Origin of the sequence: Streptomyces sp. CB00455 (assembly GCF_001905445.1) — a bacterium.
In the GTDB taxonomy this organism is placed as follows: domain Bacteria; phylum Actinomycetota; class Actinomycetes; order Streptomycetales; family Streptomycetaceae; genus Streptomyces.
Genome location: NZ_LIVQ01000007.1, coordinates 340018 through 366575, shown reverse-complemented (window position 1 = coordinate 366575; position 26558 = coordinate 340018). Strand labels below are relative to the sequence as shown.

The 26558-nt window shown below is 70.1% G+C and carries 31 protein-coding genes and 5 pseudogenes; 18 read left to right on the top strand and 18 right to left on the bottom strand.

Annotation, left to right across the window (positions count from 1 at the left end; all coding sequences use genetic code 11):
* Positions 1–81: 81 nt before the first annotated feature.
* A complete protein-coding gene (locus AMK16_RS27075) occupies positions 82–408 on the top strand; it encodes a putative quinol monooxygenase (RefSeq protein ID WP_073919942.1) in 327 nt (108 codons plus the stop codon).
* Between the two features lie 244 nt (positions 409–652).
* Here AMK16_RS27075 and AMK16_RS27070 read toward each other — a convergent pair whose 3' ends face one another.
* Positions 653–895, bottom strand: coding sequence for a hypothetical protein (locus tag AMK16_RS27070; protein ID WP_242438925.1), 243 nt, complete (start codon positions 893–895; stop codon positions 653–655).
* A gap of 70 nt (positions 896–965) precedes the next feature.
* Here AMK16_RS27070 and AMK16_RS27065 point away from each other — a divergent pair, with 70 nt between their 5' ends.
* The gene (locus tag AMK16_RS27065) at positions 966–1115 is read left to right on the top strand and encodes a hypothetical protein (protein ID WP_242438924.1); all 150 of its coding nucleotides are present in this window, start codon (positions 966–968) and stop codon (positions 1113–1115) included.
* Between the two features lie 30 nt (positions 1116–1145).
* Here the strand turns inward: AMK16_RS27065 and AMK16_RS27060 are convergent.
* Positions 1146–1690: pseudogene (locus tag AMK16_RS27060) on the bottom strand (transposase); the annotation flags it as partial.
* A 165-nt stretch (positions 1691–1855) separates the two neighbouring features.
* Here AMK16_RS27060 and AMK16_RS27055 point away from each other — a divergent pair.
* Entirely contained in the window at positions 1856–2137 is a 282-nt protein-coding gene (locus AMK16_RS27055; protein WP_143196885.1) for a hypothetical protein, read from the top strand.
* A gap of 477 nt (positions 2138–2614) precedes the next feature.
* Here AMK16_RS27055 and AMK16_RS27045 read toward each other — a convergent pair whose 3' ends face one another.
* Entirely contained in the window at positions 2615–3517 is a 903-nt protein-coding gene (locus AMK16_RS27045) for an MBL fold metallo-hydrolase (protein WP_073919939.1), read from the bottom strand.
* 51 nt (positions 3518–3568) lie between these two features.
* Positions 3569–4831: an MFS transporter gene (locus AMK16_RS27040; protein WP_079191747.1), complete on the bottom strand. Its 1263-nt coding sequence runs from the start codon at positions 4829–4831 to the stop codon at positions 3569–3571.
* A 128-nt stretch (positions 4832–4959) separates the two neighbouring features.
* On the opposite strand from AMK16_RS27040, the gene AMK16_RS27035 reads away from it, so the two are divergent.
* The 3 genes from AMK16_RS27035 (at position 4960) to AMK16_RS27025 (ending at position 7292) form a co-directional block, all read left to right on the top strand.
* Positions 4960–5169, top strand: coding sequence for a hypothetical protein (locus AMK16_RS27035; RefSeq protein ID WP_073919938.1), 210 nt, complete (start codon positions 4960–4962; stop codon positions 5167–5169).
* Positions 5156–6547, top strand: coding sequence for an amidase (locus AMK16_RS27030; RefSeq protein WP_073919937.1), 1392 nt, complete (start codon positions 5156–5158; stop codon positions 6545–6547). The genes AMK16_RS27035 and AMK16_RS27030 overlap by 14 nt, the downstream gene beginning before the upstream one ends.
* A 166-nt stretch (positions 6548–6713) precedes the next feature.
* Positions 6714–7292, top strand: coding sequence for a TetR/AcrR family transcriptional regulator (locus AMK16_RS27025; protein ID WP_073919936.1), 579 nt, complete (start codon positions 6714–6716; stop codon positions 7290–7292).
* Positions 7293–7411: 119 nt separating this feature from the next.
* Here AMK16_RS27025 and AMK16_RS27020 read toward each other — a convergent pair.
* The 3 genes and pseudogenes from AMK16_RS27020 to AMK16_RS27010 all read right to left on the bottom strand — a co-directional run bounded on the left by AMK16_RS27020 (position 7412) and on the right by AMK16_RS27010 (position 9996).
* Positions 7412–7892: pseudogene (locus AMK16_RS27020) on the bottom strand (nuclear transport factor 2 family protein).
* A gap of 298 nt (positions 7893–8190) precedes the next feature.
* Entirely contained in the window at positions 8191–8952 is a 762-nt protein-coding gene (locus AMK16_RS27015) for an alpha/beta hydrolase (RefSeq protein ID WP_073919935.1), read from the bottom strand.
* Positions 8953–9060: 108 nt separating this feature from the next.
* A complete protein-coding gene (locus tag AMK16_RS27010; protein WP_079191746.1) occupies positions 9061–9996 on the bottom strand; it encodes an MFS transporter in 936 nt (311 codons plus the stop codon).
* Between the two features lie 183 nt (positions 9997–10179).
* Here AMK16_RS27010 and AMK16_RS27005 point away from each other — a divergent pair, with 183 nt between their 5' ends.
* On the top strand, positions 10180–11199 hold the full coding sequence (locus AMK16_RS27005; RefSeq protein ID WP_073919934.1) for an Lrp/AsnC family transcriptional regulator: 1020 nt from the start codon (positions 10180–10182) through the stop codon (positions 11197–11199).
* Between the two features lie 205 nt (positions 11200–11404).
* On the opposite strand, the pseudogene AMK16_RS38580 reads toward AMK16_RS27005, so the two are convergent.
* From AMK16_RS38580 to AMK16_RS26995, 3 genes and pseudogenes are all read right to left on the bottom strand, one after another.
* A pseudogene (locus AMK16_RS38580) lies at positions 11405–11479 on the bottom strand (IS6 family transposase); the annotation flags it as partial.
* Positions 11480–11576: 97 nt separating this feature from the next.
* A pseudogene (locus tag AMK16_RS27000) lies at positions 11577–11831 on the bottom strand (TetR family transcriptional regulator); the annotation flags it as partial.
* A gap of 122 nt (positions 11832–11953) precedes the next feature.
* Positions 11954–12322 carry a winged helix-turn-helix transcriptional regulator gene (locus AMK16_RS26995; RefSeq protein WP_073919933.1) on the bottom strand — a complete coding sequence of 123 codons (369 nt, stop codon included), beginning with the start codon at positions 12320–12322 and terminating at the stop codon, positions 11954–11956.
* Between the two features lie 58 nt (positions 12323–12380).
* On the opposite strand from AMK16_RS26995, the gene AMK16_RS26990 reads away from it, so the two are divergent.
* On the top strand, positions 12381–13199 hold the full coding sequence (locus AMK16_RS26990) for a DUF6368 family protein (RefSeq protein ID WP_443333613.1): 819 nt from the start codon (positions 12381–12383) through the stop codon (positions 13197–13199).
* Positions 13200–13219: 20 nt separating this feature from the next.
* Here the strand turns inward: AMK16_RS26990 and AMK16_RS26985 are convergent, their stop codons facing one another.
* On the bottom strand, positions 13220–13864 hold the full coding sequence (locus tag AMK16_RS26985) for an ISL3 family transposase (protein WP_073919931.1): 645 nt from the start codon (positions 13862–13864) through the stop codon (positions 13220–13222).
* Positions 13865–13941: 77 nt separating this feature from the next.
* On the bottom strand, positions 13942–14748 hold the full coding sequence (locus AMK16_RS37635) for a cysteine hydrolase family protein (RefSeq protein WP_242438923.1): 807 nt from the start codon (positions 14746–14748) through the stop codon (positions 13942–13944).
* On the opposite strand from AMK16_RS37635, the gene AMK16_RS35950 reads away from it, so the two are divergent.
* Positions 14747–15160, top strand: coding sequence for a hypothetical protein (locus AMK16_RS35950; RefSeq protein WP_143196884.1), 414 nt, complete (start codon positions 14747–14749; stop codon positions 15158–15160). The two genes, AMK16_RS37635 and AMK16_RS35950, sit on opposite strands and share 2 nt — an antisense overlap.
* A gap of 585 nt (positions 15161–15745) precedes the next feature.
* On the opposite strand, the gene AMK16_RS26970 is transcribed toward AMK16_RS35950, so the two are convergent.
* From AMK16_RS26970 to AMK16_RS26950, 5 genes are all read right to left on the bottom strand, one after another.
* Positions 15746–16165 carry a DUF4279 domain-containing protein gene (locus AMK16_RS26970; RefSeq protein WP_073919929.1) on the bottom strand — a complete coding sequence of 140 codons (420 nt, stop codon included), beginning with the start codon at positions 16163–16165 and terminating at the stop codon, positions 15746–15748.
* Complete coding sequence (locus AMK16_RS26965; protein WP_073919928.1) at positions 16162–17994, bottom strand: polymorphic toxin-type HINT domain-containing protein; 1833 nt, start codon at positions 17992–17994, stop codon at positions 16162–16164. The genes AMK16_RS26970 and AMK16_RS26965 overlap by 4 nt, the downstream gene beginning before the upstream one ends.
* A 268-nt stretch (positions 17995–18262) precedes the next feature.
* Positions 18263–18448: a hypothetical protein gene (locus tag AMK16_RS35945; RefSeq protein ID WP_143196883.1), complete on the bottom strand. Its 186-nt coding sequence runs from the start codon at positions 18446–18448 to the stop codon at positions 18263–18265.
* A 148-nt stretch (positions 18449–18596) separates the two neighbouring features.
* Positions 18597–18899, bottom strand: a complete 303-nt coding sequence (locus AMK16_RS26960) for a hypothetical protein (protein WP_073919927.1) — start codon at positions 18897–18899, stop codon at positions 18597–18599.
* 1137 nt (positions 18900–20036) lie between these two features.
* Complete coding sequence (locus tag AMK16_RS26950; RefSeq protein WP_143196882.1) at positions 20037–20300, bottom strand: hypothetical protein; 264 nt, start codon at positions 20298–20300, stop codon at positions 20037–20039.
* A 1296-nt stretch (positions 20301–21596) separates the two neighbouring features.
* Here AMK16_RS26950 and AMK16_RS26945 point away from each other — a divergent pair.
* The gene (locus AMK16_RS26945) at positions 21597–22052 is read left to right on the top strand and encodes a methyltransferase domain-containing protein (RefSeq protein WP_199885591.1); all 456 of its coding nucleotides are present in this window, start codon (positions 21597–21599) and stop codon (positions 22050–22052) included.
* Positions 21974–22249 (top strand): hypothetical protein, encoded by a 276-nt coding sequence (locus tag AMK16_RS38385; RefSeq protein WP_073919924.1) that lies wholly within the window; start codon positions 21974–21976, stop codon positions 22247–22249. The genes AMK16_RS26945 and AMK16_RS38385 overlap by 79 nt, the downstream gene beginning before the upstream one ends.
* 560 nt (positions 22250–22809) lie before the next feature.
* On the opposite strand, the gene AMK16_RS26935 is transcribed toward AMK16_RS38385, so the two are convergent.
* A complete protein-coding gene (locus AMK16_RS26935; RefSeq protein ID WP_073919923.1) occupies positions 22810–23022 on the bottom strand; it encodes a cold-shock protein in 213 nt (70 codons plus the stop codon).
* 679 nt (positions 23023–23701) lie between these two features.
* On the opposite strand from AMK16_RS26935, the gene AMK16_RS26930 reads away from it, so the two are divergent.
* The 7 genes and pseudogenes from AMK16_RS26930 to AMK16_RS26915 form a co-directional block, all read left to right on the top strand.
* Positions 23702–23953, top strand: coding sequence for a hypothetical protein (locus AMK16_RS26930; protein WP_443333609.1), 252 nt, complete (start codon positions 23702–23704; stop codon positions 23951–23953).
* A gap of 218 nt (positions 23954–24171) precedes the next feature.
* Positions 24172–24444, top strand: a complete 273-nt coding sequence (locus AMK16_RS38380) for a hypothetical protein (RefSeq protein WP_079191745.1) — start codon at positions 24172–24174, stop codon at positions 24442–24444.
* Between the two features lie 2 nt (positions 24445–24446).
* On the top strand, positions 24447–24590 hold the full coding sequence (locus tag AMK16_RS38375) for a hypothetical protein (protein WP_338014481.1): 144 nt from the start codon (positions 24447–24449) through the stop codon (positions 24588–24590).
* Positions 24591–24626: 36 nt separating this feature from the next.
* Positions 24627–24812, top strand: coding sequence for a hypothetical protein (locus AMK16_RS38370; RefSeq protein ID WP_338014480.1), 186 nt, complete (start codon positions 24627–24629; stop codon positions 24810–24812).
* A 274-nt stretch (positions 24813–25086) separates the two neighbouring features.
* Positions 25087–25230, top strand: a complete 144-nt coding sequence (locus tag AMK16_RS37630; protein ID WP_242438922.1) for a hypothetical protein — start codon at positions 25087–25089, stop codon at positions 25228–25230.
* Positions 25190–25669 (top strand): SbtR family transcriptional regulator, encoded by a 480-nt coding sequence (locus tag AMK16_RS38365; protein WP_338014479.1) that lies wholly within the window; start codon positions 25190–25192, stop codon positions 25667–25669. Before AMK16_RS37630 ends, AMK16_RS38365 begins: the two co-directional genes overlap by 41 nt.
* A 23-nt stretch (positions 25670–25692) precedes the next feature.
* Positions 25693–26403: pseudogene (locus AMK16_RS26915) on the top strand (transposase); the annotation flags it as partial.
* Between the last annotated feature and the right edge of the window lie 155 nt (positions 26404–26558).

Below are 26558 nucleotides of genomic sequence, written 5' to 3'. Positions count from 1 at the left end.
TACACCCGGACCGGTTCTTCCTAGCGTCAGTGTTCGCAAGCCCGGCGTTCATGCCAGGCCAGGAACCAGGAGCACCCACTGATGTCATCCGTGAATCACGAGAGCCTCACTGTCGTCGCCCGGCTGCGGGCGAGAGCCGGACGGGAACAGGAACTTCGGGAAACGTTGACTGCGCTCGTGCCGCACACGTTGAGTGAACCCGGCTGCATCAGCTACGACCTGCACGTCGACGTGAACGACCCAGCCTCGTTCCACTTCCACGAGGTGTGGCGCAGCGGGCAGGACCACGCAGCCAACCTCGAAAGGCCGCACCTCCAGGAGTTCCTCGCCCGTACGGACGACCTCCTCGACGGCGGCGTCCAGGCAGTTTTCATGCGACGTCTGGCACCCGTACCCACGGCTGCCTGATCATCGACAACGCGGTGCGTTTCGACGCGGCCCGGCTGCCGGCGCGGCAAGGACGCCGACCCGCTCAGCGTCCTCGCCTGCGAGGCCGCCGTGCGGCTCGAGCTACCGGCGCGGGTTCGGGCCGTGGGCGCGCGTCTGCCGTCCGGCCAAGGGCGGCTACCGCTTCGCGTAGTTGCAGACGGTCGCCCGGGAGACGCCGAGCGGGTCGGCGATGAGTTGTGCGGAGGCGCGGAGGCGCGGGTCTCTAAGAAGCCCTCGCGATGCAGCCCCGCACCAGCTCACGCTTCTGGTCCCGTCTGGGGCCATGCGGGGTGCTGGAGCGCTGCCCCGCGAAGGAGTCGATGGCCGAGCGGAGTTCGCGTCCGGTGCGGTCGCGCAGTGTCTCCAGGGCCTCAGCTTGGTGTTCGACATCGGTGGCGACGAGGTCGGCGAGGGCCAGGGCCAGCGGGGAGCGGGGAGCGGGGAGCGGGGAGCGGGGAGCGACCAAGCGTCGCCGACACCCTGATCGCGGTCTCGGCCGCCTCTGACCGGTCCGAGATCGACAAGGGCCCTGCCGAGTGGCGCTGCCCTCGGACGGCTCCTACCACTGCACCTACGCCGCGACCTGGGCTGGCACGAAGTTGCGCTGGCATCTGGCCGTCGACGAGAACGAACGCCAGGCACTCCTCGAGCTCGCCGAGGACTGCCCCGCCACCACCGTCATCTAGTGCTGTGACCGCATAGGTTCGCCAGGTTGTTCAGGCGGCAGCGGCGAGGGGGCGTCCGCCCCAGCGGATGCCTTTCTCGCTGCGGATGCGGGCGCGTTCTTGCGCTCGGCGGCCAGGACATCGCGGTGGCGGGCGTTGGCGTTGCGTCACCGCAGGTAGGCGTGCAGGGCCCGGGTCTGGACCGTGTGGTTCGAGTAATTCGAATTGGCGATGGTGAACTGCCTCAGCGGTCCGAAGTGGGCTTCGATCGGGTTCGCCCAAGAGGCGTAGGTCGGGGTGAAGCACAACTCGACCTTGTTCTTTCCTGCCCAGCGGCGGATGTCGCTGCCCTTGTGAGCGGACAGGTTGTCCATGATCACGTAGATCGGTGCTTCGTCGGGCCGGGCGGCGCGGATCGACTTCAAGGCGGCCAGCGTGTTCACGGCACCCTTCCTGCGGCGGTTGATACCCCACAAAGTGTCGCTCCCGACTGAGTAACAGCCGTGGAAGTAGCGCACCCCGTGGGTGCGGTGATAGGTGGCGGGCACCCGGTCGGGGTGCCCCTGGTTGGCCCAGCCCGAGCCTGCGGTGGGCCGGTTCACAGCCCTGTCGAACGCGCTGCCACGGCCCTGGGAGTAGCCGCAGCGGCAGGGCAGAGCAACCCTGCCCAGCCGCTGCCGCCAAACCGTGAAGGCTGAACCCGAGGCATGATCTACCCGTGGGTGCGCGCCGAGCGTCCCATGACCATGGGGAGGAACCAGATGTCAGATGTTCCCAGCGTCTACCAGTGGCCGACGTACTTTCACGAGGCGAACAGCTCAGCCGTTCTGTCCATGCAGGAGAACGGGCTGCTGAACCTTCCCGTCGGAACGGGGGTACTTCTGCGCGGCGACCGCTACCGGGTGGTGGACTCCTGGTTCAGCTACGACCACCATGGCATCTTCGATGACGGCCTGCACATCTTCCTCGAGTTGGTCACTGAGGAAGATGACCGTCTGCGGCACCTCGCCCCCGACTACTTCCGGCAAGACCCGTACGCCTGAGCGTCGCAACAAGGCCGCCCCCCAGCCGATCCGGGTTGGGGGGCGTTGTTGCGAGTCCAGCCCCGAGCCACCGCCGACAACGGGGGCTTGCCCAGGTCACCTATGGCTTGCCCACGCTGTCAGCGGGAGGCTTGCCCAGGGCGTCAGTGGGCTTGCCCCGGGCGGAAGCGGGAGCGCCAGCCGCGGGCCTTCTCGGCGGTCTCGGCGGCCTCCGCCTCCAGGCGGTCGCGTTCGGCCTGGTCCTCTGCCGCGACCGTTTTGCCCTCGCATGGCTCGCACAGTGTCGGGTGCCACCGGTGGCCAGGCGTCGGGGAGAGGAAACCCATCGATTCGAGCCGGCTGTCCCCCGTACGTAGACGCCCTTCGCGTACTTGTCCCTGGCGTGTTCGACCTCGGCGGCGAATTCGCGAGGAGCGGCCCTGGTGGGGTCCGAGGGGCGGCCATACCTGCGGTGACCGGGGCGGCGTGGCAACGGCATCAGGAAGCGGGGACGGGCTCCAACCGGTAGGCGTCCCCGTGGGCGGTCACGCGGCCGGCGGTGGGCGGTGCGAAGTGGGTGCCGAGGAGGAGGGTGTCCGTGCCGGCGAGGGAGCGGAGCAACTTGCGGCGGGTGGCCGCGGACTGCCGCGGGTCGATGTCGACGCAGGAGCCGATGACGGGGTGGGCGAGCTGGACGGGGTGGTGGACGCAGTCGCCGGAGATCAGTGCCGTCTCACCCTGGCTGGTCAGTTCCACGGCGACGTGTCCGGGGGTGTGGCCGGGTGTCGGGATCAAGCGCAGGCCGGGGGTGATCTCGGCCCCCTCGTGCGGGACGTCGACCGTGCTCAGCAGACCCGCCTGTTCGACCGGGATCACGGAGTCGCGGAACATCTGTTCGCGAGGTTCCTCCATGTCGTACGTGGCCCAGAACTCCCGCTCGGCGCGGGAGGTGAGGTAGCGGGCGTTGGGGAAGGTGGGGACCCATTCGCCGTTCACCTGCCGTGTGTTCCAGCCGACGTGATCGGCGTGCAGGTGGGTGAGGATCACCAGGTCGACGGAGTCCGGGGGGAAACCGGCGCCGGTGAGGTGCTCCAGGAAGTCGGTCCGCAGGTCGTGCCAGGCCGGGTTGGCCCGCTCCTTGCCGTTGCCGATGCCGGTGTCGACGAGAACGCGCAGCCCGTTCACGGCGAACGCGAAGCTGTGGCTGTCGATGTGCAGAATCCCGTCCTGGCCGGCGAAGTGTGGGTGCAGCCAGTCCTGGGCGGTCACCACCTCAGGGGTGGCGTCGGGCAGCAGCCAGGGTCCGGTCGCGGGCGGCAGGGCGACTTCGTCGATGCGGTGGACGGTGACGCCGCCCACGGTCCAGGAGGGGACGGGGGTGGCGGCGGGGGAAGTGTGCATGGTGTGTCGTTCCCTTTGGTTCTCTTCGGCGGAAGCGGTCGGTTGTTCTCTTCAGTGGGAGCGGTCGGCTTCGTGGCGGGCCGCCCCGTGTCGTGACGCGGTGAGTGCCGCCAGGGCCGCCAGAGCGAGGAGAGCGGCGGTGAGGGCGTAGGCGTGTGAGGTGGCCCCCAGCCCGTAGTGCTGGGTGGCGGCGCCCGCGGCGACGGCGGGCAGGCTCATGGAGAGGTAGCTGAGGATGTAGTAGGCGGCCAGTGTCGCGGCGCGGTCCCGCTCGTCGAGCGAGGCGAGGAGCATACGCAGCGCCCCCTGGGAAACGGCGCCGAAGGCGATGCCGGCCAGTACCGCGCCGCCGTAGACGGCGGGCAGCCCGGCGCCGTGCAGACCGCTCAGGGTCAGCGCCGCGGCGGGCAGGACGGACAGACAGCCGCCGATCACAGTGGCGCGGGGCGGCCTGCGCCGCAGCGCCCATACGGTGAGTGCGGCGGTGGCACTGAGGGTGAAGAAGACCATGCCACGGGCTGCTTGCGGGGCGTCGGGGGCCACCAGGCCTACGAGGGCCGGGCCGAGGGAGGAGTAGAAGCCGCCCAGCGCCCAGACGGTGCCGACAGCGGCGCCCGCGGCCAGCAGGGTGCGGCGGACCGGGGGCGGGACGCCGGCCCGCGGGCGCAGCGACCGCAGCGCTCCCGCGCGGCGGTGGGCCGTCTCCGTGGTGAAAGTGGCCGCGATCGCCTGGGCGAGGAACAGCGCCGCCAGCAGTACGTAGACGGTGACGGTGGGGGCGGGGGCGAAACGGACGAGCAGGGTGGAGAGGAGCACGCCGGTGGCCATACCGGCGACGGGGGTGACGGTGTTGGCCAGGGCGGACCGGCCCGGGCGCCGGGGGTTCTCCAGGTCGAGGAGCGCCGCGCCCGCGGCGCTGGTGGCCGCGCCGGTGGCCGCTCCCTGCAGGACCCGGGCGATGGTCAGGGAGCCCGCGCCGTCCGCTGAGGCCAGGAGGACCATGGAGGCGGCCGCCATGAGCAGGGTGCCTGCCAGGACGGGGCGTCGCCCCAGGTGGTCGGAGAGCGCTCCGGTGGTGAGCAGGGCCAGCAACAGGGCCAGGGCGTACGCGCTGAAGACCACGGTGACGGCGAGCGCGGAGAGGCCCCACTGGTCCTGGTAGAGAGGGTAGAGCGGGGTCGGAGCGCTGGACGCGGCCAGGAGGGCCGCGAGTATCGACACGTCGAGGGTGAAGGAAGCCGTGCGCCTCCTCGTACGGGCGCGGGCGGCCCGATGGGCGACGTGCGCGGGTGCGTCGGACATGACGCCGGGCATGGGACTCCTTCCGTAAAGGCAATGAATTTGCGTTAACCCGACAGTAGGACCTACGGTCGGGTTAACGCAAACCGTTGGCTTTTAGTGCGGGGGACTTCGTTGCCACGCCCCCTGATCAGGAGAAACCCGTGCCCTCCGTTGAACTCACGCCGCCCGAGGCCGCCCGCTGGGCCGCCCGTGCCGGACTTCCGCTGCCCGATGACCGCCACGCCGCGGTCGCCGCCACCGCCGACCACATCCACTCCGTCGTCTCGGTCCTGCGTGAGCTGGACTTCGGGGACACCCCGCCCGCCGGCGCCTACCGCGCCGGAAAGGAGAAGCACGATGCAGCCGTATGAGCTGACCCTCGCCGACGCCGCGCAGCAGATCCGGGCCCGCCGGCTGTCCCCCGTCGAGCTGGTGGACTCGGTCCTCGAACGCATCGACCAGGTGGACCCGCACGTCGAGGCGTACGTCGCGGTCACCGCTGAGCAGGCCCGCGGCGCGGCGCGGGAGGCCGAGCGGGAGGCGGCCCGCGGCATGTTCCGGGGGCCGCTGCACGGCGTCCCGGCCGGGCTCAAGGACCTGATCGACGTCGCCGGTTCGCCCACCAGCGCCAGTTCCCGGGTCCGGGCCGGCCACCGCGCCGCCGCCGACAGCACGGTCGCCGCCCGGCTGCGGGTCGCAGGCTCCGTCCTGGTCGGCAAGACCCACACCCACGAGTTCGCCTACGGCCTGACCACCCCGCAGACCGCCAACGCCTGGGACCGCGGCCGGGTCGCGGGAGGCTCCAGCGGCGGGTCCGCCGTCGCGGTGGCGGCCGGGGCGGCGACCTTCGCCCTCGGCACTGACACCGGCGGGTCGATCCGGGTTCCCGCCGCGCTGAACGGGGTCGTCGGCCTCAAGCCGACCTACGGGCTGGTGCCGCGCCACGGCGTCACATCGCTGTCCTGGTCGCTGGACCACGTCGGCCCGGTCACCCGCACCGTCGAGGACGCGGCCCTGGTCCTGAACGTCCTCGCCGGGCACGACCCGCGTGACCCCGCCTCGCTGGACGCCCCCGCCGTCGACCACCGGCCGGAACGGGAGCCGGACCTGGCGGGCGTGCGCGTCGGGGTACCGCGCAACTACTACTTCGACCATGTCGACGCGGAGGTGGAGACCGCCGTCCGCCGGGGCATCGCGCAGCTGGAGATGCTCGGCGCCCATCTCGTCGAGATCGACATCCCGATGACCCGGTACATCCAGGCCACGCAGTGGGGGCTGATGGTTCCGGAGGCCACCGCCTACCACGAGGGCACGCTGCGTACCGTCCCCGAGCTGTACGGGGCGGACGTCCGCATCCTCCTGGAGGCCGGTGAGCTGATGGGCGCGGGCGACTATCTGCGTGCCCAGCGCTCCCGGACGCTCATGCAGGAAGAATGGGCCCGCATTCTGGAGAAGGTCGACGTGATCGCCGCCCCGGCGGTCCCGACGACCGCGGTGAAGACCGGCCAGGAGAGCGTCACCTGGTCCGACGGCTCGACCGAGGCCGTCTCCGACGCCTACGTGCGTCTGTCCTCCCCGGCCAACATCACCGGAGTGCCCGCCCTGTCCGTCCCGGTGGGCCACGACACGGCAGGCATGCCGATCGGCATGCAGCTGCTCGGGCGACCCTTCGGCGAGCGGCAGCTGCTGCAGGTGGGCCACGCCTACGAGCGGACGCAGCCCGCCCGGTCGCTCGCGCCGGCCGCCTGAGAGCGGCCTGCGGGCCGGGCGGTTCCGGACCGGCCCTATGCCGTTCGGCTCCGGTCGGGATCAGGACCGGGTGCCCGCAGCGAGGAAACCGGCGAGGGAGCTCTGGCGCGGCCGTCGAGCCGACACACTCCGCCTAAACGCAATAACCGTGCTTTAAGGTGGAGTCATGAGTCGTAAGCCGATGGTGCGCCCCGGCGGGCGCAGTGCACGGGTCCAGGCTTCGGTGCACACCGCTGTCCGCGACATCCTGTCGGAGCGGGGCCGCGACGCGGTGACCGTCCCGCTGGTCGCCCAGCGCGCCGGAGTCACCCCCTCGACGATCTACCGCCGCTGGGGCGACCTTCAGGAGCTGCTGTCGGACGTCGCGGTGGAGCGCCTGCGGCCCGACACTGCGCCGGAGGACCACGGTGACCTGCTGTCCGACCTGACGGCCTGGGCCGAACAGTTCCTCGACGAGATGTCGTCCCCCTCCGGCCGCGCCTACATCCGTGACGCTCTGCTCGGCGACCCGGACGGCAGCAACGCCGGTCAGTGCTCGGCCTACGCGGCCGAACAGATCGACGTCATGCTCGCTCGCGCGATCGGCCGCGAGGAGAACACTCCCGACGTCGAGACGGCGATGGACCGCGTGGTCGCCCCCATGATGTACCGCATCCTCTTCCGCCCGGCCGGACTCGACGCCGCGTACGCCCGTCGGCTCGTGACCGACCTCCTCGACGCGGGCGAAGAACACCCCCTCCCATGATCCAGATTCCTCGCGGCCCGCGCAGGAGGCGCCCAGATTCACCGTTGCTCATGCCCGCGGGCTGCCGCGGCTCGGGCGAGACGAGGGCCTGACGGTCGCCGGTCCGCAAAACGGTGTCGTCAAGCGGATGATGCATCCGCCACGGGGAGCCGTTCCGTTCCGCCGCCGAAGGGGAGGAAGACAGTGCGGCTGGCGCGGAACCATGTGCCGTCCGATCTTCCGGAAGACGTCCTCGTAGTGACCGACGTTCGCCGGGAGCCTGGGCTTGACCATTCCACCTGACTAGCCATCGACCCGGTATGTCGTCAGATACGAGACGGCCCGCGCTGTCGCCTCGGACTCCACCGTGACCAGGATGTTCGTCATCAGACGACGCGACAGCCTGTCCGCCGGGCGAGAGGCGAAACAGGCGCGCAGAGCCTCGCGCCCCTCGATGCGCCGGTTCCCGGAAGGCCAGTGCCAGACACCATCGGGCGTGAACAGCTCGGCCACCGAACTCGGGTGGCCGAGATCAAGGCGGTGGACGAAGTCCGCAATGATGCGTTCGCAGGCGCGTTCCGCGAGCATCCGCTCGGCCGAGCGCATGACCTTGTCGTCCATATCCCTGTCTATCAGCCCCAACACGTCCCAGGGCAACGGCTTTTCCGCACCAGCACCGGCAGGGCGCGCTTTTCGTTCCGCACCCTCCCCACTCGATCTACCAGCGGACGAACTGAGGCGAAGATCGGCTGTCGCGATTTCGCGAAGCCTCATCACCGGCCGGCAACCAGACGCAGGTCAGCGGCGGGTGCTGAGGTGACGCACGTGCGGGCACCACCGGGTATGGACGGGTGCCGCGCACCACGGGCGCAGCGGCGTGCCGCTGTGCCCGCGCGCTGCCTCGGGGTTGTGGGGCCGTTCAGCCCTTGCGGGACGACATGGAGGTGACCACCTTGGAGCCGATCCGGCCCAGGAGCGCGGCCAGTTCGGTGGGCGCGGACAGGAATGGGGAGTGGCCGGTGTTCAGGCGCTCAACCTGTGTGGCGCGGGTGGACATCCGCTCCTGCAATGCGGGCGGGAGTGCCCTGTCGTCCTCGCAGAGCACATAGGTGGAGGGCACCGTCCGCCAGGCCGCCCGCGTCACCCGTTGCTGGAAGGAGCGCAGGCTCTGCGTGACGAGCCGGTTGACGGCGTCCTCGGCCTGCCCGTCGGGCAGGTCCCCGAACAGCGCGGTGCGGGGGTCGTCGAAGACGACGGGGGCTGTGCCGCGCAGATCCTCGGCCGCGTCACCGCCGTGACCGTGCACGCTGAGCAGGGACTCTCCCTCCTCGAGCAGATACGCCGCCAGGTAGACGAGGTGAGCGGCGGCAGGAAGGCCGGCGGCGGCCTGGGTAACCGGGAGGCCGCCGTAGGAATGGCCGACGACGATCACCGGACCGTCTGCCTGCCGAAGATGACCGGCTATCGCATCGGCGTCGTCGTACATCCCGGCGGCGGGTGTGCGCTGCGGTCCGGCACTGGGCAGGTCCACCGTCCGGGCCGTCCAGCCGTCGGCCGCAAGGGCCGTCCGCAGGAGGTCCCAGCACTCTGACCGGTGCCAGGCCCCGTGGACCAGGAGAAACGAGGGGCGCGGTGCGGTGGTGGGGAAGGCGTCGGCAGTGGCTGTTACATCGGTGGACATGATGAGACTCCTGAAGTGTTCGGTGAAACGCATGCCGGCGGAGGGGGGCCGGATGTGCGGTGCAGCCGTCGGCGGTTCGGCCGCGTGGGCGGCTCGCGGAGACGGGCTCTAGCTTTGCTGCGCCGTGCCCACCTCCAGCCACAGGCAGACCAGCACCAGGCAGCCGAAGGCGCCGCCCTGCAGCAGCAGCGCACCGCTCATCAAGGCCGCGAACGAGGGGCGGCGCAGCAGGGCGAGGTCCATCATCGGGACGCCCCCGCGTCGCGCCGTACGGTGCTCGATCACCACGAACGCGATGAGAGCCGAGGCGGTGACGGCGAAGGTTGTCAGGGTCTCGACCGAGGCCCAGCCCACCTCCCCGCCACGGATGAGCCCCCAGGTGAGTGTGGCCGCGGCGCTGGTGAAGGCCGTCGCACCGGGGATGTCGACGCGGGCCCGGGTCCCGCCGAGCCGCACACCGTAGCCGGAGCTCCCGACGAGCTGGTAGGAGGGTCGGTCGGCACGCACCACCCGCAGCGTCGTGGCGATGGCCACAGCGCCGATCGGAACGGCGACCCAGAAGATGGTCGGCCAGCTGAAGTGCTCGGTGAGCAGCCCGCCGAGCAGAGGTCCCGCGGCTGCGGCGGCTCCGTTGGCCGCGCCCCACACGCCGAAGGCCGTACCCCGGTCCCTGCCCTGGTAGGAAGTGAGCAGCAGGGCGGGAGCGGTGGCGAACATCGCGGCGCCGCCGACGCCCTGCACCACGCGGGCTGCGACCAGGACCTCCGCGTCGGGGGCGAGGCCGCACGCCAAAGAGGCCAGGCCGAAGACGCCCAGACCGCAGACGTGGGAACGCCGTTGGCCGAAGCGGTCCGCGAGGGAACCCGAGGCCAGCAGCAGGGCGGCGAGCGCCAGGGCATAGCCGTCGATCACCCATTGCAGAGAGGTGAAGGAAGCGCCGAGGTCGGCAGCCATGCTGGGCAGTGCGACGTTCACGATCGTCACATTCACCAGCAGGATGAAGGCGCCCAAGCAGACCGCCGTCAGGGGCCACCATTTGCGCATGTCGAACTCTCCGTTCGGATTGAGCAGGTGTTCCGGGACCGAGTCCCGACCGTGATCGGGCCGGAGCGAACTGCGGCGGGCCGAGCCGGCCGGCGGGTGATCACGCGAAACAGCTTCGAGCCCCCACAGGCGATATCGTGAGCCAGAATGCTTGTTGTGCGCGGATCCGACAGAATGAGCCTCATGGCGACCTATCTCGACACCCCGAGTCATGAGTACCGCAGTCTGTCGGAAGAAGACATGGAGCTCGTGCACGCGCTGCAGATCAACGGGCGGGCCTCGTTCCGGGAGATCGCCGACGTCCTCGGAATCTCGGACCAGACCGCTGCGCGCCGCTGGGCACGGCTGCGGTCCGCCGGGAAGCTCCGGGTCCTCGGCCTGACCGATCCCCTACGGTTGGGGGACTCTGTCTGGCTCGTGCGCGTACGGTGCACGCCGGATGCCGCGTCCCCCCTCGGGAAGGCGATGGCACGGCGCACGGACACCACCTGGGTCAACGTGGATTCGGGCGGCACCGAGATCTCCTGCTCGGTACGCACCCGCAGCGCCGGGCCAAAGGAGTCCCCGCTCCTACAGAAGCTGCCGCGCACACCACAAGTGGTGGACCTGTCCGCACACTGCTCACTGCACGTCTTCTTCGGCCGCGACCTCGGCCCGATCAACAAGCGCGGCCCGCTGACGGCCGCACAGGTCGCGGCGCTCACGCCCCCTGACACACCGGGCCGGGCCACGGACGCCACCCCGCCGGTGCCCCTGGACGACAGCGACCGGCAACTACTCGACCTGCTGGCCCGGGACGGGAGGGCCGCAACGGCGGACCTGGCTGCCGTGGTCGGTCTGTCCCCCTCCACCGTGCGCCGGCGCATCACCGAACTCCGATCGGCCGGCGCCCTGTACTTCGACATCGAGTACCACCCGGACATCCTCCAGCAGGACTTCCGGGCCGCCCTGTGGCTGGAGATCGACCCGTCCCGCCTCGCCGAGGCGGGAGCGGCACTCGCCGCACACCCCGAAGTCGCCTACGCCACCGCCACGACGGGCACGGCGAACCTCTACGCCAGCATCGACGTGGCGACCGCCCAGCTCTTCTACCGCTACCTCACCGAGTCGGTCGCGACCCTCCCCGGCCTCCGTCACACAGTGACCGCCCCCATCCAACACACCCTCAAAGGACCCGGTCCCTACCTCCCGACGACGGTGTGAACGACGACCGGCATTCGCCGTCTGGTCATGGATGGCGGAACGACACCGCGTCGAACGGGTGGCGGGGCGGTGCCCTCAGACCTGCGGCAGCGTGACCGGGGGCGGCATGACCCGGCTCTCGGCACAGCGCTGCCGGAAGCGCTCGTGGGCCGGCTGAGCCGAGTCGCTGGACTCGGGGAGAGCTGGACGAAGAGCTGGAACCGCGGTGGAGCGAGATACCGCTGAACGCAGACAGAAACCGCTGCGCTGCGCCCATGGAGTGAAAGCCCTTCATCGGGCGAGGTGGTAGCCGCTCGCGGCCGGCACCGCGGTAGGGAGCGGTGCCGCGGTTCGCCGAACTGAGCACGGGGTCGCGGGTGCGGGCCTCTGAGGCGCGATCAGGCCTGCGGCGTGCCACCGTCCGCTGTCAGGCGGGTGAGCCGCTCGCACAGCAGGTGTTGCTCGGCGTCGCTGAGGACATCGGCACCGTCGGGGAGGGCGGCGCGCAGCGCGCGGGCCGCCGCGGCAGAGCCTGTCTCCGCGCGAGGGACCGCCGGTTCGGCGCGGGTGATGGCGGTGACCATGGCCTCGCGGAGGGCCGTCAGCAGCGCCGGGTTGCGGTGTTCGGGCGGTGGCAGGCCAGCGCCTTGGCCTCGGCGACCTGCACGGGGGTGAAACGGGCGGGGCGCCCGGAGCAGAAATGGATCACGACGGGTCGAAACCTGCCGCAACCGGTGCCGGGACGATCCGGCAGGTTGGCCTCATGCCCACACGCCTACACCGTGGCTGACGCCTCGTCGGCGCGGTCCTGGGCCTCCAGGACGCGAGGGCCGTGTTCCGCCGACCACGCGCCCATCGCGCGGATCGGGACCATGAAGCTGTGGCCCAGGTCGGTCAGTTCGTACTCGACGCGCGGGGGCGCCTCCGCGTAGGCCCGCCGCGTGACGAGCCCGTTGTACTCCAGGCGGCGCACCGTCTCATTGAGTACCTTGGCGCTGATCCCGCCGATGGCCGCGCGCAGTCGCCCGGGCCGCATCGGGCCGTCCACGAGCGCGAACACGACCACGCTGTTCCACCGATTGGTCAACAGGTCGAAGCCCACACGCGCCCGACAGTCCGCCAGATACTCGCCGTTGCTCCCCATCACTCCCCCAATTATGGTCCCCCGGCGAGAACCGAACGGTTCCTTTCGGCCGGCCTAGATTCACTCGAACGAACAGGCAGGTCAAGCAAAGGGGATCGATATGCGGATCGGAATTATGGGTGCGGGCGCCATGGCCGAGGCCCTCGGCACGGGCTGGGCGAAGGCCGGGCACGACATTGTGGTCGCAGCGCGCGACGCGGACAAGGCGACGGATCTCGCGGCCCGGCTCGGGGCCCGCGCGGGCACTTTCGCCGAGGCCGCCGCACACGGGGACGCGGTGCTCGCCGCGCTTCCGCACACCGCGATGCTCGACGTGGTCGCGCCGCTGGCCGACACACTCGCGGGGCGGGCCGTGATCGACTGCTCGAACCCGATCGTGCCAGGGCCAGGCGGGCTCATGCTCACCACCGACGGCGGCCCGTCCGCCGCCCGTGTGATCGCGGACGCGGCGCCAGACGCGCACGTGATCAAGGCGTTCAACGTGTGTGCCGCCGAGGTGTGGGCCCGGTACCCGGACGGCCTGGCGGTACCGCTGTGCGGGGAAGACGCCGGCGCCCTGGATCTGGTACGCGCGCTGGCCCGCCGCTCGGCGTACGGGCGCGCGAGGAGCTCCTGGCCGTCCTGCTGCAAGAGGTCGAAGGCGACCAGGCAGGCCAACAGTCCGCTCGACCACGTCGCCACGGCCCTTCTGACTGCCGCCGTCATGGACGTGATCGGCGGCGTTGTCAACGCCGAACTAAGGCAGGACCAGGTGCCCATCGTGGCTGACCTCTCCGGCATCATCGCAATGGTGACCGATCCATGGCCCACTGCGTACGGTTCGGCGGAGTTCCTCAGGGCATGGGCTCAGCAGCCCGGCTTCCAGCTGCTGAAGTAGCCGGAACTCGGCCAGCTGGCTCAGGCGAGTAGTACCCGCTTGCGTAAGAGCCTGAAGCCCGCGCGGCCGAACATCTGGCGTCTGAGCATCTTGATCCGGTTGACGTGCCCTTCAACTACGCCGGAGCTCCAGGGCAGGGTCAAGCCGGCGATGACGGCGTCGCGGTCGCGGTCGATGCCTGCGGCGAGGGTGTGAAGGCTGGGCAGGTCGTCCTGCCGGACGGCGTCGAGCCAGTCGGGCACGTGCTCGCCCTGGCGCTCGGTGAGCATGGTCGCGAAGGAGCGGACGTGCCCGGTGAGGGCGTCGAGTTCGGAGCAGTGCGTCCGGACGGCCTTGAGTTGGAGTTGCTCGGTTTCGGTGAGAGTTTCCGGACGCCGGAGGATCCATCCCGCGACGGCCCGGGGCGAGGGCGGCCGGGCAGTCACCGGCCGCGGCGAGGTGCGCTTTTCGTGCAGGTAGGCGCGAACGCGCTGGTAGCTGCCCTTGTAGCCGAGCGGCACGATCTCCTCCCACAGCTTCCAAGCGTTGGTGCAGCCCTCGTTCCAGCGGTCGTCCAGGTAGGGCTTGTAGTCGTCGAGGACGGAAGTCCGGTTCTGCCACTGACCAGTGAACAGCTCCTCCGGCGTTGCGGCGTCGGCGAACTGCTTGACGGTGCGGTAGGTCATCCCAAGCTGCCGCTGGACCGAGCGCCGACTGTGTCCCGCCGTCAGCAGGGCATGTACGGCGGCATGCCGGGCCCGGGTCAGATCGGCGAATCGGTGCCCTCGCAACCGGTGGAGTTGGCGTCGGCGACCATGATGACCCGGTAGCCGAGGGTCCAGGCGTCGCGGGCTGATGATTCGCAGCACACGTTCGTGGCGGTGCCGGTGATCAGAACGGTATCGATGCCGCGCTCTTGGAGCAGCTCGGGCAGCGGGGAGTGGCCGGGGAAGAACGCGCTGAGAGCCGACTTCTCCACCAGGAGGCTGTCCGGACCGATGGTGAGCGCGTGCCACAGCCGGTCTCGCAGGGGGCCGGTGCCGCCAGCGTTGCGCAACATCCCGGCGGCCTTGGGCCCATGGAACTCATCCCCGACAGGAGTGCGGTCGACACGGACTGGAAGGACCCAGGCAACTATCCCTCCAGCAGCCCGGAGGCGCTGGGCGAGGCGCTGGGTGTTCGGGACGATGCCGCGGCCGTAGGGGTTGGCGTTGATGAAGAGCGGCACCATGTCGGTGACCACCGAAAGCGGTTCGGGCGACGGGACGCCTGTGAAGCCGCAACCCGTCTGGGTGCGACGGGTTCCACCTGAGTTCAGCTCCTGTTGCGAGGTCGCGATGGGGTACTCGTCGCAGGACTTCGCGGTGAGGCTCGGGGCGCTGCCGCATGCCCGCGTGCGTTTGTTGCTGATGACCGAAGCGTTCTCGGTTCGCGTGAGCGGGTTGGCGAAAGTCGCACCCGGGGGTCCGGATGCCTGGGCCTTGGTGTACGTCAGCTCGGAGGCCCAGGGGACCACGCAACCCACGACGGGGCGCCCGGCCGTCGCGTTGTCGCACCGGATCTCGTTCATGGAGACGCTGGTGACGGCGGCGCTGTACGGAACATCAGGTGAAGGTGAGGTATCACGCCGTCTGGCCCTGCCCACGGCGCCCGCTGCCATGACGGTGGTGTCCCGGAAGGACTCGCCCTGCTGCCACGAGCTGACCGGCGAGAGCGGCTTCTTCGGGAAGGTTGCGCTCTTGCGAGTGCACGAGCCACACAGCGTCGCCTGTCCGTCGATCGAGGTCTTCGGGGCATCGTCCCCAACCGGCGTGCATGGGCGTGTCCATCTGGTGGGCATACCGGCCGAAGTCAGTGGCCGTGTAGTTGCCCTGCATGACGATCAGCTCAGCCTGACCGGTCTCGTCGTGGTTCCGTTGACGACGCGCTGCGTGGTGTACGTGACCGTCGTCCAGGTACAAGCTGCGGTGCGAGTTGCGTAGACACCATTGTTGGCCTGGTCGCACCATGTCGGGGGCGTCTTGGCCGCCGCGGCCGTGGGACCGCGGTCGAGCGCGGCCTTGGCCGGCGGGGTCCCGGGCTTGACCTCGATACAGCTACGGGCTCCACTCGCATTCGGCACCGAGCACGTCTCTCCATCCGGCGCGGCGAGAGATTGCACCCCCTGCCTGGAGGTGGGTTCGTTGCCGAGGGATATGGACCTTGCGGAAGGCGAGGCTTCGTGACGAGGGGGTACGAGTGGCCGGTGCGTCCTGCCGTTCCATTTGGGGCGCAGAGTCGCGTGTGGAAGCACTACGACCCGGCTGCCGAATAGTTACCCAGGCCTGCCCTTTCGGGCATGTGTGGCGTCCGCACGTATGACAGGGCTGTTCCGAAGCGGAGGGCGCCAGCCCGGCGGCCTGCCTCATTGACCTGCTCCTCAAGGACATCACGCACCCCGCACCCGGCTACGGGCCGAGCGGCCGGGAGCTGGACTAGACCAGGCCACCCAGGAAGGTTGGAAGCGCGAAGCCCCGCCAGATGCCCGGCGGGGCTTCGTCGGTCACCGCGACTCGTGGAAGCGGAGGCTACGGGGCGGGGTCGGGGCAGTCGTGGTGGATGTATTGGTCGATGTCGAGAGAGGCGTGGGAGGTGGCGAGCCAGGAGAGGAGGGCGGGGCTCAGGGCGATGCCCGTTTGTTGGGGGTCGTCGGGGTCTCGGATCTCCTGGACGATTTCCAGGCAGACGGCGGCCTCGCCGGAGAGGGCGAGGCGACCGAGGGACGCGGCGAGGTCCGGGCCCCAGGCGAGGATCACCGGTTCCAGGTCTTCCGGTCGGGCGCGGCCGGCGTGGCGGATCCAGGTGGAGTGGGAGCGCGGGGGGGACTGGGGGCGCCGGCGACTGCCGATCGCCGTCGTCTCGTCGGGTTCCGCTCCCAGCCGTTCGGAGATTTCCTCCGGCTGCAAGGTCTCGCTGACCACGCGCAGGTACATGCGGAACGCGCTCATGGCCGGAACCTGTAATTCGTCGGAACCAAGATCCTGCCGTCCTTGCTCACGAGGATGATCCGGCTGTCACCGTCGCGCATGGCGTCGAACCGGGAGACCATGTTCTTTCCGACCCAGTCGGCCTTGAACCCGTGCGGGTCCTCGCCGAGGGTCTTGAGGGCCTTCTCGAACTGCTTCTCCTTGAGCTTCACCAGCGAACCGCGGTCGATGGCCGCGGCGTCGGGGATCTCGCCGGGGATGAAGTCGCACGAAGCGTTGTGCACGAGCACCGGCGTCTGTCCGGCCAGCACATAGTAGGTGTGGAGGTCGTTGACAGTCAGGTTGTACGCCGGCTGGAGGGTCTTCCAGTGCGTGACCTGGCCGATCCGTGCAGGGGCGCCGTCGGCGGTGCGGAGGATGTCGCCCGCGTTGAGGTCGCCGGCATCGGTCCACTGCTCGTGGTTCTGCGACCAGAAGGGGTGGTGGTCCGTCGTGGTGAGGGAGCCTGCGCCTACTGCGGCGTCGAGTGTGATGCCGGTGAAGTCGCGGTCGTCGGGGGTGTAGATCGTGTCATCGACGCTCCGCGGGCCGGTGGTTCCCGATGCGGGGTCCGTGGCGAGGACCGTGTCGCCCACCCGTACGTTCTCGATCGGCTTGTGGGAGCCGTCCGCCATCAGTACGGGTGTGCCGGCCGGGAAGCTGTTGCACGGGCGTCCGCGCCGCTGGGCCTTGCGGATGTCTTCGGGGTCGAGTTTGCCGCCGACCTTGAGCCAGCGCAGCACGACGACCGCGCCCAGGGCCCGGTCTACGGGGCTCAGGTGCTCGCCGGTGGCGAGGTCCTTGGCGGTGATGGCCTGCAGAACGCCCTTGCCGTCGCCGACGCCGGGGAGCAGGTCGAGCACGAGGCCCATGCGGCGGTCCTGGGCGGCGAGCACTTCGGCCGGGGTGTGGTTCGCGCCGACGCTCTCGGCGACGTGCGAGAAGTCGAAGTCGAACTCCGGCACCTCGTGAATGCGCTCCGCGGCCTTGTTCATGCCCTTTACGGCATTGTTCGTCTGCCCCAGGGCGTCGTTCATCTCACGGACGCCCTCGTTGAGCTTGTCCATGCCCCGGTTGGCCTGGGCGATGCCCTTGTTCATCCCGTCGATGCTGTCGTTGACCTCGACCATGGTGGCGTTCATGTCGTCGAGGGCCGCGTTCATCTTGTCGAAGCCGGCGTTGATCTGGTCGAGGGCCTTGCCCATGTCCTTGAGGTCCGCCCAGATGTCCCAGGTCGGGCCGCTCGGCGACGGCTCGATCGGCTTCGGCTCCGGGAAGTAGTCCCCCATGATCACCGTGAGCATGGTGAGGATCTCGGCCGACTCGTTCGCGGTGCCGAGGACGCGCGACGCCTTGACGAGGTTGGTGCGGAGCTTGTCCAGGTGCGGCTGCGCGGCCTTGTACGTCGTGACGAACTGTTTGAACAGCGCCCGCCTGCGCCCGGGGTCCGCCTCCTCGTTCGCGTGCAGCAGGATGGGCCTGAGCTGGTCGCCGAGCGTCCCGAGCTCCTTGTTCACCTCGACGAAGGACGCGCCGCCGTCCTTCATCGCCGCTTGCGAGATGTAGAGGTAGACGCCCACGGCGAGACCGAGCTTGGCGGACTTGAGGGCGAACTCCTTGCGGCACTTCGGCCGCTCCAGCAGCGGCAACTGCCGGCACTTCGAGTACTGCTCCACCCGGGCCGCTATCTCCAGCAGCGAGGGATCCCGCTCGGCCGGCTCGGCCGCCACGGCCGAGCCGGCGCCCGCGCCCACGGTCAGGCACAGGACCGTAAGCAGGGTGAAAATCTTCTGTTTGACGTGCTGATACATGCGTTCCTCACGGTGCGGACCCGCGAAGGGCCCGCTCCCCCTGGCGGCAACTGCCGTGTGTTACTTGCGCGTAGCGCGCGTGGTCACGACAAACCGTAAGCCGTTACCGCAAGTCATGATCATTTCGTTATGGCTGGCATCGACGAGAGCGGGAGCCGACCGGGCCCTGCACGCACCGGGACCTCGAACCGCTGGTGCGGTTCGAGGTCCCGGTGCGTGGCGGGTCAGAGGTCGATCCGGATGTCCTGGAGGTCGGTGGACTCCACCTTCAGGCCGTGGGCGCGGCGGCCGTGGTGTCGTCGGCGGTGTAGCAGAACCGGGCCGTGGTGGTCAGCACGATGCCGTCGGTGGAGACGGCCTTCTGCTTGGCCTTGGCCCTCAGCTGGGGCGGCCCGCACTTCTCCACCTCGCGCACTGCGGGGGCGGCGCATCGGCACCCATCCGTTCCATCCACTCGCGCACGGTCACTGCTCGCTCGATGCGGCTACGGCGGCCTCCTGGGCCAGGTCCAGGAGACGAGCTGCGTCGACGGCTCGGACAGTGCGGGGAAGCGTCGGGGTCATGTCGCGATGATGCCAAGAAGCCTGTGCGGCGCCGAGAGGTCAGCTGGGCCGGGAAGCCATCTGCTGACGGGCAGGACCCCAGATTTCCTCGAACTCCTCGGAGGTGAGTTGTTCGGGGTCGTGGCCCTCCCATTCCGAGACGGGCAGCTCGGCTGTGATCCCGAACTTGCTGTCGTACTCATCGAGGCGGCCTGCGTCGCGGGCCTCCTGCCACTCGGCGAGGGAGGCAGCTGCGATCGGGGTCAGCTCAGGCCCTTGGAGTTCAACCTGCCGGATCACCCAGCCTTCGGCGTCGACCTCGAAGTAGAACCAGGTGTCTTCCTCGTCCCAGTAGCAGCGCATCCGTGTGGTCACCAGTCCATGATGCCGGGCCAGATGCGCCGCCTGCTCCGCTGTGTCTCATAACTGGGCGGAGAATGTGGTGGATCGGCCGAGCTGGAAAGGAGAACCGCCGGATTGGCTCCCAGCCCAGCCTTGATCCCGTGCCTGTCAAATGCTGGCAGCAACATGAGCTGGGCGAATGGGCGCCGTCTCGACGCCCACCCAGTTACTGGGATGGGCCTGGGCGGTGGGGACGATCAAGTTGCGCCCGGTTGACTGCCGCTGGCCGCTTCGACCCCGTAGTCATCGGTGTCCAGCAGAGTCCCTGCATGGAGGAAGGCTTTCTGAGGAGCCGCCAGCGGTACTCGGTCCCGTCAACGGTTACTGAGGATTTCGGGTTGTCGTCGGGTGGGGGCTTGACCGCTGAGTCGGGCGTTTCGTGAGGGGATCCGGCTTCAGGCCGGCGTGCGTGCACGGCCGCCCTCGCGCCAGGCACGGCGCCATCGTTCCACCGACGGCACACTCACGCCGCAAGTCCTTCGCGACCGCAGCGGCCTTCTCACCCGCCTCCGCTTGTGGAGCGCAACCCGCGAGCAGGCCCCACGCACCGCCGCAGCCCTTGAGCTCGTCCCCCGTACAGAGAGCGAGCTCGCCATCCACGCCGCGCGTTCCACCAGACCGTGATCGGACCTTGGAGGGACGGGTTGCGGCGGAAAGCACGGTCGGCAGGCCGCGGGAGAGGCTACCGGTCCCCGCACGGCGCTGCTGCTCGGCGCCGGACCGGCGCGGAAGCTGCGCGCCGAGGCCGCCGCGTACACCGCACGCACCCTCCCCACCGAGGAAGGCGGCCGCTGAACCCGACGGGTTCGCCGTACGGGTTCGCCGGCCGGCCACGGGAAGGAACCCGGGACCGGCCACCCGGCCCCGGAAGCGGCGGCCGCCCGGGCGCAGCCGGCGCGGACTTGCCGGGCCGACCGGCGGTGTAGAGGGCGTGAGCGTCGTCGTACCCGCCGCCGTCCAGCTCCCCGGCCGTCGGCCGCGCGCCGGCGGCTCAGGTGAGTCCGTGCCTCGTACAGCGGCTAAGGGCTTCATCGGGCCCGGCAGGTACGGCCCAGCAGCGTGGCCGGCGCCGCGCGGGACGCGGCGCCGGGCAAGTTCCTAGGCGGACCTGCGACGCAGCGCTCGGCGGACCAGGTACAGGACCACGATCAGCACGATGACGAGAACCACGACGATGAGGAGGGTCTTGAAGAACCCGCCCTTCTTCTTGCTCTTCTTTTTCTTCTTGATACCGGCGGTGACCCGTACCTGGGCCGACGTCGGTGCCTGGAGGCCGGTCACCACGCCGGCCCCGGCCGGAAGGGCGCTCTGAGGGGCCGCCGGCGCCGCCGCCGCCGCAGGAGCCTGTCGGACGGACGGCACGGCCGCCGTGGCAGCCGCTGCGGAGCCCAACACCAGCCCGACGACTACCAGGAACGGTACAAGTGCAGATGCGGCGCCTCCGAGACGCTTCCTCGGAGTGTGGTGGTTGGTCATTGTCTCCCCCTGTTTCTTCGATGCCCCACGGTCCCGGTGGAGTCCGGGTTACCGGGGCTTTGCAGCATCGTCGGCGAGTTCGACCACCCCGGCAAGGAGATGAGCCCGAGAACACCCCGCCGACCGCCTCCGGGCCCAGCATACGGACCCGTCGGGAAGGACGAGCATGACAGCAGCGCCGCCGCCCGACTGACCACGACCCCAGCCCGCCCACGGATGGCCGCCGGGGTCCCGCCGTCCCCTCGACCGCCCTGCCCGGCACCGCACGGCGACCGAGGGCAGCGCACAACGGGCTTTACGTCGAGGTCTCCTCCCGGCCCGCGGGAGGGGGCGGTCCTGACCAGAGCTTCCGCCAGCTCAGCATCGACGCGGCCATCCGCGGTTCGGACGGCACCCTGCTCCTGTTCCAGAGCCGGCGACCCGGTGCCCCGCCGCCGGGCGTCAGCCAGGACGGCTCCGTCGCCAGCCATCCCCTGAACCTGGCCGATCGGTCGGCTGCGATCTCGGCGTAGCACCCGCGGTCGCTGACCGACCAGCGGCCCCGGCTGCTTCAGATGCTGCAGGCCCTCGTCTTCGCGGATCACCACTGGCAGAATCCCGGGCCGTCTCCCCGCCCGCACCCGCGGGCACCAGGCACTGCCGGCCAGCGACCTCATCAGCTGGCGGACGTTGCCGAGTCGGTGGGACAGGGAGAACCGCAGTTGGCTGCGTGTCCTGCGCTGGACGCACTCCGCAGGAGGACGCGCAGCTCGAGAACTTCGAGAGTCCCCTCGTCGGCGTCCGCCCGCTTGCCGGGCCGCCCGGACAGTACTACGCCGAGGACGCCCGGCTGGCAGCACTCCCCTCGCCCAGGTCAGCCCCTCCCACTGCGGGCCCCGTACCCGCAGCCGATAGCGGCCGGGAGCGCCCGGGGAAGGCGGAATGCAACCCGTCGGACGGCTGAACCCCGGACGCGGAGAAAGCAGAGAAAGCAGAGGACGTGGACGTGGACTGGCAGACTCCCGCGCGCGGCTGGCCGACACCGTCGTCCGGCCGGAGTCCAAGTGGTGGAAGCCGATCGCCTCAACGCCTCGCCACCTCTTCGTCCCACGCTGGTGGGAGCGAGCGGCCGGCGGACGTGTAGCCCGCGACGGGGCGGCCGACACCGGCGCGTGGCTGGCCACCGCCTACGCCGATGACACCGTGGTGACACGCGTCGGCCCCGCACACGCCGACCACGCCGCCCCCGGCACGACCGCCCCCTCCGGCATCCCGACGTCGTCCTGGACCCTGCCGATGCTGGTTGTCACCATGTACCGGCACGCGGTGCTCGCCGACGGCTGCACCACGCTGGTGACGACCGGCACCGGCGACGGCACCGCGCTGGCCTGCCACCGGCTCGGCTCACGGCTGGTGACCAGCGTGGACGTGGACCCGTACCTGGTGCAGGCCGTCAACGAGCGCCTGGACACCATCGGTCTGCACCCGCACATCGCAGTCCACGACCTCACCCGGGCGCCGCTGCCCGGGCACTTCGACCGCGTCGTGTCCACCGCGTCGGTACGGCCCGTGCCAGCCGCGTGGCGGAGGCACTGCGTCCGGGCGGCCGGCTGGTCACCACCATCACCGGCACCGGCACCGGCACCGGCACCGGGCTGATCCTCGTCGCCGACAAGATCCCCGACGGCGGCGGGCGGCGCGGGCGACCTGCGGGCGGCCGGGGGTCGGGCTACTACCGTCTGCGCAGGTACTCCACACCCTCACGCTTGAGCTTGCGGCGTACCCTCTCCCCCATCGCCTCTTCCTGCCCGGCCTTCATCGCGGCCTGCTTCCAGGTGAGCCCCGTCTCCGCGTAGCAGCGGGCGGCCCCTCAGCTCGTCGGGCGAGAGCTTGGCCAGTACGAGGTCGGCCTCCTCTTTCGGTCCCAGGTCCTCATCGACAGCGCCACCGTCCGCGATGAGGTCGACATCGTCCAGCGGCATCACCCGCTGCTGGCGGACGGTGCGCTCCCAGAGCAGATCGTCGGGACATCTCCGCTCGCGCTGAGACCACGTACCGTCGGGAGGCGGCGTCATCTTGTGCTCCGGGACACCTTCGCTCGAGCAGAGGTGAGCCGTCCACCCTGCAACCTCGGCGTCGGCGTCGGCGTAGTCCGTCCTCTCCGCGAGAGCGGAGGTGAACCGCAGGCGTCAGCGCGGGTCTGCGTGCCGATGTAGTCCTCTCCGCGCGAGCAGAGGTAAGCCGTGTGTCGTACATCGGTTCTCCCAGCTGGGTTAGGTGGTGTCCGGTGGCTCTTTGATGAGGTGGTGGAGCCAGATCACGTGGCCGCTGTGGCCAGGGTGCCGTTGAAGATGTAGTCGCGTTTGTCGTCTCGAGTCGCGACCGCCCCAGCGGTTCCCGGCCCCCACGGCGCGGTCTACTCGGGGCGGACCTGTGCGGCCTGCATGCCCTTCTGGCCCTGCTCAGCCACGAAGCTGACGGTCTGGCCTTCCTTGAGGCTCTTGAAGCCGTCGGCCTCGATCGCCTTGAAGTGGACGAACAGGTCGTCGCCACCGCCCTGCGGGGTGATGAACCCGAAGCCCTTCTCGTCGTTGAACCACTTCACCGTGCCGGTCTGTCGATTGCTCACGCGGCTTCCGTCCTTGCTTCATGATGTTGACCAACCGATGGAGATCACTCCCCCGCCGCCGTGGGGGGTAACCCTCCCCCGCCCCAGCCCTGGACGGCCCAGCCGGGAACGAGAGTGAGCAACCCGGCCTTGGCGCTCAAGGACCGAATCCGGGAACCTGCGCCGTCACCGCGTACGCCCCACGCCCCTGGCCGGTGCGGCCTGCTGCCGGTGGGCGGGGACGGCGGCTTCCGTCGGGGCCGGCTGTCAGGCGGTAGGCCATCGCGGCGGTCTGTGCCGCTTCCCCGAGCGCTTCGGCAAATGGTTCGGGCCGGGGCGGGTACGTCATCGGCAGCAAGCTCCGGCCTCGACGAGCTCCGGCTTCGTCGTGCAGCCGGAGGTGGTGGCCCACACCGGCAGGTGCCGCAGGTTCGGCAGCGGCCGAGGCGAGCCGCATGGGGTAGCACTCGACGATTTCCCCGCTCATTCGCCCGGAATCGTTCGGAGCATTCACGGACGGGACACCGGGGGCGGAGGCTAATCAGCAATACACCAACCATAGAAGGCCCCCAGCCCGAGAATCAGAACAATGGCAGCGAATTTGGCAAATTTCACGGTTCCTCCTAGATTTGGAGCCCGGCTTGGCACCTCTCGCCGCAGTCATCGACGAGGGGCGCCCACTGGGTTCTGTGGGCTTCATATGGATCAGCGATTTCGTCTGCTGTGGCCGCTGGTGCGCCGCAAGTTCGAACGGTCACCGTCCGGCCCGGCGTCCGCGGCAGCCAGGCCGTCGATCGTCGCCGCCACCGACGACGTGCTGACCGGGCGGACGGGCGTCGTCATCGGTCCCCGAGCGCGTCCGGTCGCCCCGTTCCGCCCGGCCACCGACCGTCGCGTCGCCGAGGCCGTACGCCGGCTCAGCAACGTTCACGCTCCCCTCGCGGTCAGGTAGGCAGTGCGCCCGCTCCGGGGGACCTCGGCCAGCCCGCCTCAACTCCGCGATGCGGGCCCAGCGCCACCGGTGAACAGCGCCGGGCTCTCGCGCAGCCTTGTCGTTCCACGCCCCGCACGCCGCCGCGCAGACGCGCACGGCCAGCCGCGGCGGTCATCGAAGAACTGAACGCCGCACATCGCTACTCCTGCACGCTTTCGCCAGATGAGGACACCTCCATGAGCGCCCCATTCCCGAACACCCACACCCGCCTCATCCGCGGATCCGGCCCCGGCCTCCTCCCCGCCCACGGCGCGGGCGGCGGGATCGAGGCCAACTACGGGCCGATCATGGAGGGGCTCGCCGCGCAGCGCACCGTCGTCGGGGTCGACTACTCGGGCTCACGAAGGATTCCCGCCACGTCCACGCCCCTGGAACTCGACGTGCTGGCGGACCAGCTCGTCGCCGCGGCGGACGTCGAGGGGCTCGACACATTCGCCGTCTGCGGCTAGTCGTGGGCGGCCTGGTCGCGATCCGTGCCGCGGGCCGCCACCCGGAACGCGTCACCTCCCTCATCCTGACCACCGCGTTCGCCCGTCTGGACACCCGTACCGAGCTGGCCGCCGCGGTCTGGCACCAGCTCTACGAGTCCGGATAGCACGTACTGCTCGCCCCGTATCTGACCCAGCTGACCGTGAGCGCGCTGGTGCTGAACTCCCTCACCCCAGAGCAGGTGGGCGCGGCCGCCGAGCAGGCCGCCCCTGCACTGCCGCCGGGCACCGGGGACCAGGTCGATCTGGTTCGCCGCGCCGACGTGCGCGCAGACCTCGCGCTGATCGGCGTCCCGCCCCCGTCGTCGTCACCATCGCCGACAACCTGATACCCCCTGCCCTCCAGCACCAGCTGTCCGAGGCCATCCCTGGCGCGCGGACCGCCGAACTCGCCACCGGGCACCTGCCCTTCCTGGAGCAGCCCTAGGAGTGGCTGGAGATCATCACTGGCTTCCTCGGCCGGCAGCCGGGCCAGGGCTGACGTCGCGGGCGGGTGGGTCACGCGGCCCGCCCGCCACAGCGCCGACCTCCCAGCCGGGAACGGCTGCGTATGATCGAACGCCGTACATGCATGGTGGGACACGCGACAGGGACTGGCCAGATATGACGACCACGCGGCTACGCAAAGACGCTGCCCGCAACTGGGACCGGATCGTCGCCATCGCCCGCGCCCCGGTCGACCAGGGCGTCACGCTGCAGCTCAACGATGTCGCCCGCCGGGCCGGACTCGGAGTGGGCACCGTCTAACGGCACTTCGCCACCCCCGAGGCGCTGCTGGAGACCGTGGCTACCCCCTGCCTGGAAGGCCTGGCCGCCCACGGCGAACAGGCGCTGGCTGACACGGACCCCTGGCGCCACCCTCAAGGGCTTCCTGACGCGGACCCTCGACGCCCAGATCACTGACGCCTCCCTGGCCCTGGTCACCGCCGCACCTACCGACTCCCTCCCCCGCACCACGGAGCTCAGGCAGTCACTGGCATCGATCGGAACCGACCTCCTCAACCGGGCCCGCGAGGCCGCAGTGGTCCGCCCCGATCTGTCGGTCGCCGATCTCGTCCCGCTGATGTGTGGCATCGCCCACGCCGTGAACGTCTACAACGGCACTCCTGCCGACCGAATCGACACGGCACACCGCTACCTCGCCACCCCGCTCGGCGGTCTGCGAGCCGCCCCGTCGGACAGGTGATGCGCAGTACTACCTGCCCGTGGCGGCGCTCCTTCTGTCACACCTTCGGTCGGGGCCTGGGCAAACATCAGATGGTCCCCGGCTGGCCGTACTCGATCGTCGCCGCGCTGGAGCCGGGCCGGACTTCGTGGACGGCCCGGCTGGACGTGATCCGGCTGGGAGCCGGGCGCCGACTTGGCTGCGGTCACCGCCGACCAGATCCGCGACGTCGTCGAACGCCTCGTGGAAGCCTGCCAGTGGCAGGCAGGGGCGCCGAACATCTTGGTGGTCCTCGACGCCGGCTACGACGCACCCCGCATCGCCCACTCCTGAGTGATCTGCCGGTCGAGGTGCTGGGCCGACTGCGCTCGGACCAGGTGATGCGCAAGCCGGTCCCGGTGCCATGGATCTGCCCGTCTCAGGGCGGACGCACGCCCAAGCACGGCGGTGAGTTCGTCTTTGGCCGGCCTGAGACCTGGGGCGAGGTCACCGCGGTGACCGTCACCAGCACCGACAGATACGGGACGGTGACCGCACAGGCGTGGGACCGCCTCCATCCCCCGCTGACCCGCCGGGTCGCGTGGCTCGACCACAAGGGCCCATTGCCGATCATCGCGGGCACCGTGATCCGGCTGACGGTCGAGAAGCTTCCCAGTGGCGGGGTGAACAAGCCCGTCCGGCTGTGGTGGTCGGGCACCGACGCCGTTCCGGACGACGTCGACCGTTGCTGGCAGGCGTTTCTCCGCCGCTTCGAGGCGGTGCCCGGTGGCTGGCACCGATGCAGGCAGGGGCAGGAAGTGGCGCGGTCTCCCTCCCCGCCGAAGAGCGACCTGATGGGGAGGGAGACCGCGGTGGTGATCGGGTGCAAGCTGCTGATCGACGGCTGGCTCTTGCTGGTCTCGATCTGCGT

Excerpts from the sequence above, each read along its gene's own strand:
- AMK16_RS27005 (WP_073919934.1), top strand. The coding sequence starts at position 10,180 with ATGGCGACCTATCTCGACACCCCGAGTCATGAGTACCGCAGTCTGTCG.
- AMK16_RS26970 (WP_073919929.1), bottom strand. The coding sequence starts at position 16,165 with ATGAGCGCGTTCCGCATGTACCTGCGCGTGGTCAGCGAGACCTTGCAG.
- AMK16_RS27040 (WP_079191747.1), bottom strand. The coding sequence starts at position 4,831 with ATGCCCGGCGTCATGTCCGACGCACCCGCGCACGTCGCCCATCGGGCC.
- AMK16_RS26965 (WP_073919928.1), bottom strand. The coding sequence starts at position 17,994 with ATGTATCAGCACGTCAAACAGAAGATTTTCACCCTGCTTACGGTCCTG.
- AMK16_RS27075 (WP_073919942.1), top strand. The coding sequence starts at position 82 with ATGTCATCCGTGAATCACGAGAGCCTCACTGTCGTCGCCCGGCTGCGG.
- AMK16_RS27055 (WP_143196885.1), top strand. The coding sequence starts at position 1,856 with ATGTCAGATGTTCCCAGCGTCTACCAGTGGCCGACGTACTTTCACGAG.
- AMK16_RS27015 (WP_073919935.1), bottom strand. The coding sequence starts at position 8,952 with ATGTCCACCGATGTAACAGCCACTGCCGACGCCTTCCCCACCACCGCA.
- AMK16_RS26930 (WP_443333609.1), top strand. The coding sequence starts at position 23,702 with ATGGATCAGCGATTTCGTCTGCTGTGGCCGCTGGTGCGCCGCAAGTTC.
- AMK16_RS38380 (WP_079191745.1), top strand. The coding sequence starts at position 24,172 with ATGAGCGCCCCATTCCCGAACACCCACACCCGCCTCATCCGCGGATCC.
- AMK16_RS27025 (WP_073919936.1), top strand. The coding sequence starts at position 6,714 with ATGAGTCGTAAGCCGATGGTGCGCCCCGGCGGGCGCAGTGCACGGGTC.
- AMK16_RS27010 (WP_079191746.1), bottom strand. The coding sequence starts at position 9,996 with ATGCGCAAATGGTGGCCCCTGACGGCGGTCTGCTTGGGCGCCTTCATC.
- AMK16_RS37635 (WP_242438923.1), bottom strand. The coding sequence starts at position 14,748 with ATGAACGAGATCCGGTGCGACAACGCGACGGCCGGGCGCCCCGTCGTG.
- AMK16_RS26985 (WP_073919931.1), bottom strand. The coding sequence starts at position 13,864 with ATGACCTACCGCACCGTCAAGCAGTTCGCCGACGCCGCAACGCCGGAG.
- AMK16_RS27030 (WP_073919937.1), top strand. The coding sequence starts at position 5,156 with ATGCAGCCGTATGAGCTGACCCTCGCCGACGCCGCGCAGCAGATCCGG.
- AMK16_RS37630 (WP_242438922.1), top strand. The coding sequence starts at position 25,087 with ATGACGACCACGCGGCTACGCAAAGACGCTGCCCGCAACTGGGACCGG.
- AMK16_RS35950 (WP_143196884.1), top strand. The coding sequence starts at position 14,747 with ATGGAGACGCTGGTGACGGCGGCGCTGTACGGAACATCAGGTGAAGGT.
- AMK16_RS26995 (WP_073919933.1), bottom strand. The coding sequence starts at position 12,322 with ATGGGGAGCAACGGCGAGTATCTGGCGGACTGTCGGGCGCGTGTGGGC.
- AMK16_RS26960 (WP_073919927.1), bottom strand. The coding sequence starts at position 18,899 with ATGCGCTGCTACTGGGACGAGGAAGACACCTGGTTCTACTTCGAGGTC.
- AMK16_RS27045 (WP_073919939.1), bottom strand. The coding sequence starts at position 3,517 with ATGCACACTTCCCCCGCCGCCACCCCCGTCCCCTCCTGGACCGTGGGC.
- AMK16_RS38365 (WP_338014479.1), top strand. The coding sequence starts at position 25,190 with ATGTCGCCCGCCGGGCCGGACTCGGAGTGGGCACCGTCTAACGGCACT.